The organism is Plantactinospora sp. WMMB782 (genome assembly GCF_049179135.1).
Lineage (GTDB): Bacteria > Actinomycetota > Actinomycetes > Mycobacteriales > Micromonosporaceae > Plantactinospora.
In genome coordinates this window covers 1799891-1813204 of the sequence record NZ_JBMHMC010000007.1, presented here as the reverse complement: position 1 = coordinate 1813204, position 13314 = coordinate 1799891, and the positions used below count along the sequence as shown (strand labels likewise).

The following is a 13314-nucleotide window of genomic DNA, read 5'->3' as shown; positions in this document are numbered from 1 at the left end:
CGGCCGGGTCAGGTGGACGCCGCCAGCACGTCACCGGCGGTCAGCCCGCGCAGCTCGGCCACGTCCGGCATCCGGCCGAGGGCGCGCAGCCGCTGCGACTGCGCCTTGCGCACCCCCTCGAAGAGCCGGCGGGCGTCCCGGGCGTTGCCGAAGTTGGGATCCTGGGCGATCCGGCCGAAGTGCTCGAGCAGCACCGGAGCGGCCGCCTCGTCGATCCGGTAGCCGCCGTCGGCGACCATCCGCCCGATGATCTGCAACAGGTCCGCCGGCGTGTAGTTCTCGAACTCGATGGTCTTGGAGAACCGGGACGCCAGGCCGGGGTTGGCGCTGAGGAAGTCGAGCATCTCGCCGGTGTAGCCGGCGACGATCACCGCGACCTCGTCCCGGTGGTCCTCCATGAGCTTGACCAGCGTGTCGATCGCCTCCTGACCGAAGTCGCCGCCGGAGCCGGCCTGCCGCGACAGCGTGTACGCCTCGTCGATGAAGAGCACGCCGCCCTTGGCCGCGTCGAACACCACCGACGTCTTCTCCGCGGTGTGCCCGATGTACTGGCCGACGAGATCGCGCCGGGAGACCTCGTGGAACTGGCCACGGGCGAGCACGCCGAGCGCCTTGAGCAACCTGCCGTAGGTGCGGGCCACCGTGGTCTTGCCCGTGCCGGGGGCGCCGGCGAAGATCAGATGGTGGCTGACGCCGCCTACCGGCAGCCCTGCCCGGCGGCGCCACTCGTTGACCTGGATCTCGTCCACCAGCGCCCGGACCTCGGCCTTGACCGCCGGCAGCCCGACCATGCCGTCCAGTTCGGCGAGCAGGTCGTCGAGGCCGGCGTCCCCGGTCGCGGTGGGGCGGCGCACGGGCTGCACCACGGTCGGCGTGGCACCCTCGGCCAGCGCGATGCCCGGTTCGGCGGTGTTGTCCACCTGGCACTCCTCGACCGAGCCGGCGCAGCCGGCGCCGAACCCGATGCCGACGCCCTGCGCGTCCCGCACCCGGGTCCGCCGCACCGCTGGTCGGCTGCGGTGCGCCACCTCGATTCCCGCCCCGGTCGTACGGGAGATGTCACAGCCCTCGATGAGCGGGCGGGCGTACTGGTAGACGTACATGCCGCGCTGCCCACAGCCGGAGATCGTGCAGTTGCGGATCTCCGGGTCGGCGCCGAGCCCGACCACGATACCGTCGCCGGCCACGTCCTCGACCGAGCTGTCGTCGACGCGGCCGGACGAACTCTCCAGCACGATGCCCTGCGCCGCGCCGGAGACCGTGCAGCGGCTCACCGCGAACCGGTGACAGCCCCGTACGCTGAGCGCGGTGCCGAGCCGGGCGCTGATCGTGCACCGCTCGACGGTCAGCTCGGCGTTCTCGACGCTGAGCGCGGTGCCCCCGGCCCGCACCTCGACCCCCTGCAGCGTCAGCGACCCGCCGCGCACCCGCAGCACCGGCCAGTCGCCGCCCGTACCGTCCAGGAGCACCGGCCCGTCGTCGGACGCCCGCACGGTCAACCGCCGGTCGACCAGCTCGAACGTCTCCGGATAGGTGCCGCCGACGATCGAGATCACCCCGCCGTCCGGCGCGTCGCGCAGCGCGTCGCCGATCGTCGGGTAGGCGCCGTGCCGGCCGGGTGCGACCAGCAGGGTCCGGGGTGCCCGGCCGGTGCCGGCCAGGGTGTCGTCCAGGGCGGAACCGCTCATGGCAGGAACACTCCGATCGGAAGTGAGGCGGCGAGGCCACGGGCGTGCGCGCCGTCGAGCCGGGCGAGCCGGACACCGCGCGCCGTGACGCGGGCCGTGGCCAGGGCCAGCGCCGCCTGTACGGCCCCCTCGGTCGTCGCGGCGAGCCGCAGGACCCCCTTCACCCACGGACCGCCGGGACCGGAACGGGCGGTGACCGTCACCGTGACGGTGGCGCCGACGGTCACCGAGAGCAGGTCGACCAGCAGCCGCCGGGCGTGCTGGTCGGCGAGCCGGTGCCAACCCTGGATCTCGAAGACGGCCTGGCAGACAGGCCCGATCCGCCAGAACCGCCAGTCCTCGCGCACCTCGGTGCGGCCGGCGGTGACGTGCGCCAGGCCGGCGATCACCGGGAAGGCGGACTCCTCGGCCAGTACCGCGCTCGACACGCCCGCCCGGTCCAGGGCCCGCCGCAGCCGGCGCAGCCCGTTGCGCAGCGCCAGGGACAGCTCCTCGTCGCCCGGGGTCTCGACGCTGCGGGCCGCGTGCACGGCCAGCCACATGCGGGCCGGATCGTTGCGTCGGAGCCCGGCGTGGCACACCAGCTGGACGCCGAACACGTGCGGCTGCCCCTCGACCACCGGCAGCAGCGCCGAGGGCTCGGGCAGCAGGTCGACCAGCTCGACGGCGGTGCCGTCCGGTCGCAGCAGGGCGGTCAGCCCGCCCCGGTGGCTCGTCGTCATGGCCGGTCCGCGACCGGTCTCGGTGGAGCGCACGGTACAGCCGGGCACCAGCAGGTCCAGCAGCGCCGGCGTCGTGCCGGCGGTCGCCGGCAGGTCACGGCGGCGGGGCCGGGACAGGTAGCCGGCCGCCAGCGGGCCGAGTTGGTAGAGCCACCGGCCGTCGACCCGCACGGCGGTCAGCGCGGCCAGCGCCGCCGCACCAGCCGAGGCGCAGACCAGCGCGGCCACCGGCCGGCCCACGGCCAGCACCACCGTCACCACGGCGACCTGCCAGCAGACGATCTGGATCGGGTTGAGGCGCGTGACGATCCCGCGGAGGCGGCGCCCGCGTACCGGGACGGTCCGAGGGGGTACCACCAGCGCCGGGCGTGGCGGCGCCGGCGGGTCGGGCGGCGTGCGGGGCGCGGCGACGACCGGCGCGGGCGGGTCCGCAGGCGGGCGCCTGACCGGTGCGCGCCGGGCGGCCGCCGCCTGACCGGTGACCGCCGCCGCCACGACCAGCGCGGGCGCGGCACGGGGCGCGATCGGCTCGGCAACCGCCCCGTCCGGGGCGCCGGAGTCCGGTACGGCCGGGACCGGACCGCGCGCACGCTCACCCGCGTTCACGATCCACCTCCGGTAAGCCTGGCCACTGTGGCGGTGCCGTCACCGCTGCGCCCACGATCGGGCAGCGGACATGAGTTTTTGATGACAACCGCGGCTACTGGCCGCAGCCGGCAGCGCCGGTCGGCATGCCGGTTGCGGCGGATACCGTGTGGCCACCGGTAGCCGGCGGCGCGTAGGAGGAGCGATGTGGGCAGAGGGCTTCCTGGAGCTGTGCGGCGCCGCCGCGCGCCAGCAGGGGCTGGTCACGTCCGCGCAGGCCCGGCGGATCGGCGTCGACGACGCGGCGGTCGGTCACCTGGCCGACGCGGGCCTGCTCGTCGAGCTGGATTGGGACGTGCACCAGGTGGCCGGCAGCGTGACCGCGCCACGCTACGCGTACCCGTACGCGGCCTGGCTGGCCATCTCGCCGGAGCTGTTCGCCTGGGAACGACCGACGGCCGTCGCCGAGGACGCGGTGCTCTCGCACGAGTCCGCCTGCGCGCTGTACGGCCTCGCGGCTCCGCCGGCACCGACGATGGTGTTCACCGCCGGGCGGGATCGGCCCGCGCCCCGGGCCATCCGGGTGCACGTGGCCCCGCTGACCCCGGCCGACGTCGCCGTCCACCGGGGCGTCCCGGTGACCACTCCCGAGCGGACGGTCCTCGACCTTGTCCGGGACGGCACCGCCCACGCCACCGTCGGCCGGGTGATCGCCGACGCGGTCCGGCTCGATCTGGTCGACCTGGCCGACCTGCACGCCGCCGTGGCGCCGCTGGCCGCGTTGCCCGTCGACGGCGCCGGGTTCGTCGAGTACCTCGCCCCGTGGCTGGGGCCCGGACTGCTGTCCCCGCGCAACCTGCGGGCGTACGCACACCTGCGCTTCCCGGATCGGGTGGCCATGGTGCGCGCCGAGATCCTGCCCGTGACCGGCGCCGGAGAGCTGGGCTGGGACGTCGCCGCGGAGATCGTGGCCCGGCGCGGCTAGTGCTGGCGTGGCTCTCGGCTGGCGTGGCTGGCGTGGCTGGCGTGGCTCTCGGCTGGGGTGGCTGGCGTGGCTCTCGGCTGGCGCGGTCAGCCCTCGGTGGCCGGCCCGGGGGAGGGGCGCTCCAGGGTCAGTCCCGTCCGTTCCGCCGTTGCCTGCCAGCACTGCCACTGCTCGGCGACGACCTCCCGCGAGGGCGGCCGCCGGTCGTGCAGCAGGGTCAGCTCGGTGCCACCGGTGGGATGGTCGGACAGCTGCAGCAACAGTGATCCGCCGGTGGCCGGCTCCCAGCGCGGATAGCGCCACCCGAACTCGGTGCCGGTCAGCCCGCCGAACTCCCGTTCGAGGGCGAGGGCCTGCTGGACCGAGCGCAGATCGGCGACGCTCAACCAGCCCGCCGTCCGCCTGCCACCGGTAAGCCTGGCCGAGAGGGAGCGCTGGGCGGGCAGGGTGAGCCGCTCCGCGACGGGCACCGGCTCGGCCGGCGCCGGCCAGATCCCGCTCACCGCCAGCCCCAGGGCTTCGGCCGCGCCCAGCACCTCGGCCCGGCAGCGCGCGACCAGCGGCGGCGGCGCGGGGGGACCGGCGACGGTCAGCCGGACCGACCAGCCGTGCCCGTCGCGCCGCCACAGGTCCAGCCACAGCCATTCGCCCACGGCGTCGCGCAGCGCCCGATGGCCGAACTTCGCGTCCTCGGTGTCGGTCAGCCGTCCGCGCGGCCGGAGGTTGAGCAGCTTGGTGAAGCGGTCCAGCCTCGGCTGGTCCAACTCGCCGTCGAGCCGTACGTCGAAGACCAGCTCCATGACCATCTCAGTACCCTCCGGGAGTGTGGATCTTCCAGTCCTCGGCGCGGAAGTGCTCCGAGACCACGGAGAACCCGGACCTGTCGAACGACCCGGACGACTCGAAGACCCCCAGCGAGATTTCCCTGCCACCGAGGATGCCCTCCCACCGCTCGGCGAAGGCCACCAGGTGCGGGAAGACGGCGTGGACCGCCTGCTTCTGCACGAACCCGTGTCCCATCAGGAGGTCGTCGGGGTGGATGAGACCGGGCGGACTTTGCCGCACCGCCGCCACCATCGCGCTGCTGGACAGGTCCAGGTCGTAGTCGCTGGGCGGGCCCACCCCGAGCCGGTCCATGGCGTCGAAGGGGATGCGGCGCGGACGGTAGCCGTCGTCACCCAGCCACCGCCGCAACTCGGCGCGGGCCCGGGGGTCGGTGGCGAGGTCGGCCCCGGTGGGGAGGAACTTGTGCGCGCCGGAGAAGAAGCGCGCACCCGAACCCTTGATCCGCACGTCGACGTCGGCGGGCCCGATGCCGTGCTGCCACAGCGCCTCCAGCAGGTCCGTCCGGAACCGACGGAACTGCTCCGGGGTCATCCCCAGCGGAGCTTCCCGGCGCAGGAACCACTCGAACTGCTGCTGGTCCAGCCCGAGGAAGTCCAGGTCCCGGGCCTGCGGAGCGTAGCCGGAGTCGTCGCGCGGCCACCAGGACGGGTAGTCGCCGTCCGGGCCGGCGCGCAGGAGTTCGCCGACCTGCCGACGCCACTGCTCGGTGCCGCCGAGATTGTTGCGGGGCTCGTACGGTGGCGGCCCCGGATCGGGCCCGGCACCGGTCCGGCTCTGCCCGTCGGGTCGGCTCTGCCCGTCGGCTCGGGGTGGAGGGTCGGACGGCACCTCGGCCGGCGCGGCGGTGCTCGGGTCCGGCGCGTTTTGTCCGGCGGGCTGCGGCATCGCCGCGTCGACCCGGGCCTGGAGCGGGCGGCCCAGCACGACGAAGGAGCCCGCCCGGGGGCCGCCCAATCCGGTGGCGGGGGTGGTGAGGATCAGCTCGACGGCGATCCGCGCCTCGACCACCACCCCCCGCCCGCCGCTGTCGGCCAGCCGCCGGTGGGCGATCTCCCGGTCGTCGGTCCAGACCTCCAGTGGCCGGGCGGCAGCCAGCTCGACCTGTTCGCCGGCCGCCACCCGGGCCAGCCCGGGATGCTCGTCCCCGGTCACCGACCGGTAGAGCAGCCGCTCGCGGACGCCGGTGGCGGCGAGCGCACGTTGGGTGATCCCGTACTGGACGCCCAGCGCCTCGCCGACCGGGTGCTCGTTGTACTCCAGCTCGCTCGCCACCTTTGCGGCCAGCGCCGGCCCGGGACCCGCCTGCGACACCGTGGCGAGGCCGAACCGCCGGCGGACCACCTCCAGCATGGCGAGGGCACGTACCGACTCGTAGGGCCCGCTCGCCCAGGTCCGGCCTAGTTCGCGCAGCGCGATCTGGCGCAGGACGCCCTCCACCGCGGGGTCGTCCATGGCGAGCAGGCGGTCGGCGGCGCCGGCCACCTCCCGCGCGGTCAGGTCGTGGGCCGGGCGCAGCCGCCCGCCCGCCGACGGATCGGCGGGGTCGTCCAGCTCCAGGTAGTAGTCCGGGTCGCCGATCCGGTTGCGTAGGTCCGTGCCGATCCGCAGCCCGATCGCCGCCATGACCAGACGGGTGGTCGGCACCGTGATCCGCTCGGCGGCCTCGGTGAGCACCGGGGGCGTGTTCCGCCCGGGCCCGCTGCCGGCGACCACACCGGCGGTGGCCGGCCGCGCGGTCGTCCCCGGCCCCTGCGGGCGCGCCGTCCCCGCCGCGAGCACCTCGGTCACCGCCTGCCGCACGTCCCGCAGCTCGGCCGGCTCGAGGCGGAACACCGTGACGTCGTCGACGGCCCGGGTGCGCACGAGCGGATCGCCGAGCACCTCCCGCAGCGCCCGAATCACCGCCGGTCCGCGCTGGTCCGGGTCGGTGGCGTACGCCCGGTCGATCCGCGCCGCCGGCTCTTCGGGCACCTGTTGCGTGGAGTGCAGCAGAGCATACGGGTGCACGAGGGCGAGACCGGCGTACTCGGGATCCGTGCTGAACCCGGGTTCGAGCACCCCTCTGAGGGCGAGCCGGATGGCGTTCCACTTGCGGGTGACCGCCTCGGGGGTGCGGGCGTCGGTGTGCAGCCACCGGTGGAGCTGGTCGGCGTAGTACCGGCTGCGCTGCCAGTCCTCCGCCGCCCAGGCCGCGTCGGTGGAACTGCCGACCGGTCCATTCCGCCCGAACCGCGCCGACCAGCGCTCCAGTCCGCCGTCGTCGACCAGCCGGACCAGCCGGTCGGCGGTCAGCGCGACCAGTTGGGGCGGGAAGTCCATGATGATCGGTCCCTGCCGGGTCTTCGGGTTGGGCAGGTCCGGACCGAACTGCACCCGCCGGACCGTGGGCAGCGGCGGCGGCAGCGGATCGCCGAACGCACGGAACGCGCGCACCGGCTGGGCGGTGGCGTCGAAGCGTACGTTCCCCTGGCCGTCGAGGACCGGTGACAGCTCGCCGTAGCGCCACTCCTGCCAGATGTGCGCCCAGCGGTTGCCCTTGTTGAGGTGGTAGACCATGTTCTCCAGATAGACGGTGGGCGCGCCGAGCAGGAACGGGATCTCCAGCGCGCCGCTCTCGGTGCCGATCTGCACGACGTCCCGCTCGGTGATCATCTTGTGGAAGAAGAGCGCCTGCTCGGCTGGGCTCAGCGGCGTACCGCCGTTGCGCGCGGCGCCCCAGAACCTGACCAGGGTGTCGGTGTCCACGCCGTCCAACACACCCTCCCGGTCCCAGGCGGCCCGCAGTTCGGGGCGGCGCGCGAAGAGGTCGTCGCCGACCAGCACGATGCGCCGGTCCGGCTGGTGTGCCCGGACGGTGTCGATGAGCTGCCGTAGCACGGCGGGTTGGGTGTCCAGACCGTTGCGGTTGGCCGTCGGGGTGCCGCGCGAGTCACGCACCCAGAGCAGCGCGTACGCCGCCCCGGTCCCGGTGCCCGAGCGGTCGGTCGCTGGCTCGTGCCGGGCGAAGACGCGTTCGGCCACCGCCGCCGCCCGGGCCAGCCGGCTCCGGGCAGCCGCACCGGAACCCAGCAGCGTGGCGACCAGCGCCTCGCGCGCCTCGACCGGGCTGTCCCGGAGCCGACCCAGCGCCAGCATGTGTGCACGTTGCCACCTCGACTCGCCGTACCGGGTGTCCGACTCGTGCAGCCCGCCGTACACCACCCGGACCCGGTGCGGCTCGACGCCGTAGTCGTCGATCAGCTTCCGGCGCATGGCCAGCGCCTCCCGCAGCGGCTGGACGTGCATGTCGACGAGGTCGGCGACGAGGTCTGCGGCGTCGACGCCGGTGACCGACCGGCCGTTGTGCGCGCGCCACAACGCCACCGCCTCGGCCTGCTCGTCGGTCATCCCGGCCGGTACCGCGTCCAGGAACGCGAGTTGGGACACCCGCGCCTCCCGGCCGTACGCCCGTACCGTGTGGTCCAGGTGGTAGCCGACGTCGATGGTGGTGCCCGGGTCGAGGGTCAGCGCGGCACTGTGGATGAACAGCTCACCGGCCTGGTGGGCATAGAACCGCAGGTTCCGGCTGTCGAGACCGGCGACCGGCGACGGCTCGACACCGGCGGCGGGCAGGATCTCCTCCCGGACGATCCGGATCCGCTCGGCCAGCGGAAGGTCGTTCCGGGCCTTGAGCGCCGCGATCCGCGCGTCCAGGCTCCCCGGCTCGTGCCGCCCGCCGGACAGCGCGTCCCAGCGGTCGATCAGCGACCGGTCGGCGAAGACGGTCGATGGTGGACCCTCGCCGGTCGCCTCGATCAGGCGGACCGTGGCCGGATCCGGCGCCGGCTGCGGATCCGACAACGGCTTCGGATCCGACAACGGCTTCGGATCCGACATCGGCTTCGGATCCGACATCGGCCGCGGATCCGTCGCCGGCTTCGGATCCGTCGCCGGCCGTGGATCCGTCGTCCGGTCGTCGTCCCGAGCGGGTGGGGTGGCCGGATCGTCCACCCGGGGCACCCAGCGAAGTGGGCCCGGATCCCAGTCGGCCTGCGGCGGTGTCGATCCGAGCAGCGGGTCGAGGAACGCCCGCGCCAGCGGCAGCGCGTCGCCGAGGTTCATGTAGGGCAGTCCGGGTGTCGCCGCCGCGTACTTGGCGACGATGGGGTGCCAGGCCGGGTTCGGCATTTCGAAGCTCTCCGGCACCTGCACCGGTTCACCCTGGGCGAGCCGCCAGGCGAACTCCTCGTGCAGCATCGCGTGGGTGGCCGGGCCATCCCAGCCGGTGTGCAGGGCCAGCACCAGCACGTCCACCAGATCCTGGGCGCGTTCCGGTGCTCCGCCCGTGCCGGCCCGGGTGTACATGCCCGCGACCTTGTGGGCCAGGACGTCGTGCAGTGAGATCACCCGCAGCGCGGGACGTTCGTCGACGGAGCCGGTCTCGAGCACCTGCGGCGGGAAGGGCACCACCTCCGGCTCGCGCCACATCGGCCGGCCGCGGGGCGGTACGAGGTCCACGCTGAGCGTCATCACCTCCCGGCCACCGAGCTGGACGACGTGGGTCAGCCTGACCCCGGGCACGTTCGCCAGATCGATCCGGGACTCCGGTAGGAATTCCAGGTGGTCACCGAGGTCCCGTCGGAGGGCCGCGGCGTAGTCGGCGGCCATCACGTCCCGGTCGCCGCCGGAGACGCGTACCAGGTCGATGTCACTGCTCTCCCGTGCGGCCGGGATGCGGGCCAGCAGGCTCTGCCCGCCCTTGAGCATCCAGTCGTCGGGGTTCGCGGCGAAGACCCGGGCCAGCGCCCGGTGCAGGACGAACTGCTGGAGTTCCGCCAGCGGCGAGGTGCCCCGGCGGTGCGCCTCGTCCCGTACCCGACCGGTCAGCGCTGTCCAGAAGGCGGCGAACCCGGCCGGGCCGGCCGGCGTCGGCGCTACGCCGCGTACGTCCCACTCTCCGGCCAGCGCAGCTCGCGGCGGTGCGTCCGCCGGATCTTCACGTACACCGCCGCGAAGGTCGGATCCCTCCTGCCGTCGGTCGGTCTCCCCTCCCGGGAGCTCTTCTCGATCACCAGCCGGCGGTCCATGTCCCCCCGACAGCCGAAGAGGTACTCGATCTCCTCCCCGTCCTCCCGGATCTTGGTGAAGTCCAGCAGTACCGCCATCAGGGCTCTCCTGTCCGTTCGGGATCCGCTGATCCGGGCCGCCGTGTCCGGGACGGATCCGCTCCCAGTTGAACTGTTCGTTGGCATGGGCGTGCGCCTCGCCGTAGGTGGCGTCCGGACGGGTGTGCAGGAAGCCGAGTTCGACCAGCTCGTGCTCCAGCAGCACGAGGTCGGCGTCGACGTGCCCGCCGTCCCGCAGCCGGTTCCACGCCGCGGCGATGTCCGGATCCGCGTCGAACCGCCGGTGGTGCACCGTGCCGTCGAGGTCGTCGATGCGGTGCCTGCGGACCATCAGGTGCTGCTTGACCTCGTTGATCTCCGCCACGGTGAACCCGACCCGGCCGCTCGGCCGGTGCACGTCCGCCAGCCGCCGGGCGATCTCGGTGACGTCGGTGTCGTCAGCCCGGAACCTGTCGTACTCCTGCGCCGCCCAGTCCCACGCCTCGTCCTCGGTGCGGAACCGGGTGGAGCCGCCGGTCCACACCGGCCGGCCGCCGGGGTCGGACCGCGGTGGCGTGGGCGCCCCGGCATTGCGGTCGTGCGGCCCGGCGACCGGAGCCGGGGCGCCACGGGTCGGACCGGGGCCGGGGCCGGCCGGTGTGCCCGGACCTGTGCCACGCAGGTGACCGGGCGAGGTGTCCGGCGCGACCGGCTCCTGGTCGGTGCGGTCGCTGGGGCCGGTGACGGTCTGCCCGGGGGTCGCGGTGGTTGGTGCGGTCGGCGTGGTGGTCGCGGTGGTTGGTGCGGTCGGCGTGGTGGTCGCGGTGGTTGGTGCGGTCGGCGTGGTGGTCGCGGTGGTTGGTGCGGTCGGCGTGGTGGTCGCGGTGGTTGGTGCGGTCGGCGTGGTGGTCGCGGTGGTTGGTGCGGTCGGCCGGGTGGTCGCGGTGGTTGGTGCGGTCGGCGTGGTGGTCGCCCGGTCGGTCGCGGTGCGGGTGGGCGCGGGTGAACCGGAGAGCCGGGTGTGTGCGGGCCGGGTCGCGGCGGCCGACGGTGCTCCCGGCGGCGGGGCGGCGGTGAGCCGGGCCGGTGCCGCGAGCGCGGCACCTTGGGCGGCGGCCACCGCCGACGGTCCCGGATCCGGCGCCGGAGACTCCGCCAGAGGGCTGCTCCGCGCATCGGCGTCGGCGGGTGGACCCTGGGTGCCCGCCGCCGGGTGGCTCGCGGTGTCGACCGGGTCACCCGCCGGTCCGGCCGCTCCGGTGGTGCGCGCCGGCGCGACCGGCCCGGCTCCGGTGGTGCCGCTCGTCGGCGATCCCGGTACGGGCGGGCCGGCCGGTGGTGGGCTGGTGGCCGGCGCGGTGACCGTGGTCGGCTTGGCGGCCACCGGGCCGACCGGTGCCACCCCGGCCGCGGGCGGTACCGAAACCGCCGGTGCCGCTCCGAGGGTGGGCGTGGCCGCTCCGGTGACACCGGCGGCGCTCGTGCTGCCGGTGGACGCGCTCACTTCGGTGCTGCCGGTGGAGACGGTCGCCGCGGTGGTGCCGACGGCGGCTGTCGTGGCCGGACCGGTCGGCGACGCCGCGTCCACCGCCGACGCGGTGGGCGGGGTGGCCGCCGGAGCACCGGCCGGGTCCGCCAGGGAGGTCGACCGGGGTGCCGGCGGATCGGCGTCGGTGTGGGCGGTCGGGGCGCCGGTCGGCGCCGGAGCCTCGGGACCGATCCCGACCCCGGTACCTGCCGGCCCGCCGGCCCACGACGAACCCGTCCCGGCCCCGGTCGCACTGGCCCCGGTCGCACTGGTCCCGGTCGCACTGGTCCCGGTCGCACTGGTCCCGGTCGTCCCGGCCCCGGTCGTGCTGGTCCCGGTCGTGCTGGTCCCGGTCGCGTCGAGCCCGGTCGGCGCGGTCCCCGTCGGCCCAGTCCCTGTCGGCCCGGTCCCCGTCGCGCCGGAGCCGGTCGAGCCGGAGTTCGCCACCCCGGTCTCGGGCGCTGCGGGCGGCGGTGCCACGGTGTCGGGCAGCACCGGCGCGGGCTGGTTGGCGACGCCCGGACCGAGCGCCTGCCCGGCATCGGTGCCCGGGCCGGACGGGGCGCCCGCCGGGTCGAAGACCCCGGCAGGTGCGCCGGCCACGGCACCGGCCGGCATCGCTCCGGTTCCACCTGCCGGCTGGAGCGGACCGGTCGGCGCGGCCGGACCCGTTGGCGCGGCCGGACCGGAGGGCGCGACCTGGCCCGGCGACGCCGCCTCGTTCGGCGGGCCGGGCGGCGGTGTCACCCCGTCCGCCGGTCCGGCCTGACCGGGCGGCAGGGCGCTGGGTGGCCCCGGACCACCGCCGGCCGGTGCGCTGTCCGGCCCGCCGACCCGCTCCACGCCCGGCGGATCCACCGGGAGCGGCACGGTCGGCACGGTCGGCGGCGCACCGTGCAGCAGGCCGTTCACCTGGTTGGCGAGCACGACCGTGTTGGCCCGGGCCGATCCCATGATCCCGGCGGCCAGCCCACCCTCGGCCACCGCGTCCACATAGCCACCGGCGTCGGCGACCGCCGCCCAGTCACCGTCGACCGCGTTCTCCACGGCGTGGCCGGCGACCGGCGAGGTGAGCCCGTTGCTGACGGTCGATCGGGCGGCGACCACGCCGTGCGTGGCGAGACCTCCCGGCACTCCGACGCGCTCCAGGCCCCGCCCCAGCAGCCCGGCGGCCGGCCCGATCGCCCGGCCGACGCCCAGGCCCAGTACGCCGCCGAGGGCACCGGCCCCGGTGGCGATGCCGAACTGCCGGCCGTCGAACTGCTCCCGGGTACCCTCGGCGATGCTGTAGAGCTGGGTCACCGCGTTTATGCCCGCCTCCTCGGCACCCTCCTGGACGGTTTCCACCGCGATCGTGGACACGACCTGGGCGGCTCTGGCCAGCCCCTCCGACGCCACCCGACCGGTCATCGAGGCGACCAGTGAGGAGAGCCGGCCGGCGATCGCCCGGGCCAGCGTGTAGGCGAAGACGCTGGTGCCGGGAAAGGCGAGGAGTGCGCCGAACAGCGCGGCGTTGAGGGAGATCTCCACCCAGAAGCCGATTTTGGTCTCGCGGACCCGCTGGCCGTACTCGTAGACGCCGTCGGCGAGTTCCCGCAGCGCAACGGCGAGGCTGTCGTACTGCCCGGCCAGGTCGGCGGTGCCGACGGAGAAGCGGTACCCGTTGCTGTCCGGCCAGACCGCGGGCACCTGACTGGCGGTCTGCCGTACCCGGTCCCGGGCCTGTTCGGCGCTGTCGGCCGCGGCGTGGTAAGCGGCGGCCAGCCGGAACGCCACGTCCTCGTCGTCCGGCGGGAACAGCGTGTCGACGGAGAGGTCCTTGATCTGCGCCCAGAGTCCGTGCGGGTCGACCGGCTCGGGAATGCCCATCGTCTGC

At 74.9% G+C, this 13314-nt stretch carries 5 protein-coding genes; 1 reads left to right on the top strand and 4 read right to left on the bottom strand.

Annotated elements, in window-relative coordinates:
- Positions 1-8: 8 nt before the first annotated feature.
- Positions 9-1688 (bottom strand): right-handed parallel beta-helix repeat-containing protein, encoded by a 1680-nt coding sequence (locus ACN28A_RS10330; protein WP_421394483.1) that lies wholly within the window; start codon positions 1686-1688, stop codon positions 9-11.
- A complete protein-coding gene (locus ACN28A_RS10325) occupies positions 1685-3016 on the bottom strand; it encodes a hypothetical protein (RefSeq protein ID WP_421394480.1) in 1332 nt (443 codons plus the stop codon). The genes ACN28A_RS10330 and ACN28A_RS10325 overlap by 4 nt, the downstream gene beginning before the upstream one ends.
- 184 nt (positions 3017-3200) lie before the next feature.
- Between ACN28A_RS10325 and ACN28A_RS10320 the strand changes: the two genes are divergently transcribed.
- A complete protein-coding gene (locus ACN28A_RS10320; RefSeq protein WP_421394478.1) occupies positions 3201-3980 on the top strand; it encodes a hypothetical protein in 780 nt (259 codons plus the stop codon).
- A gap of 86 nt (positions 3981-4066) precedes the next feature.
- Here ACN28A_RS10320 and ACN28A_RS10315 read toward each other — a convergent pair whose 3' ends face one another.
- Together ACN28A_RS10315 and ACN28A_RS10310 are read right to left on the bottom strand one after the other, a co-directional pair.
- A complete protein-coding gene (locus ACN28A_RS10315; protein WP_421394476.1) occupies positions 4067-4786 on the bottom strand; it encodes a hypothetical protein in 720 nt (239 codons plus the stop codon).
- 1 nt (position 4787) lies between these two features.
- Positions 4788-13307, bottom strand: coding sequence for a hypothetical protein (locus ACN28A_RS10310; protein WP_421394473.1), 8520 nt, complete (start codon positions 13305-13307; stop codon positions 4788-4790).
- Positions 13308-13314 lie beyond the last annotated feature (7 nt).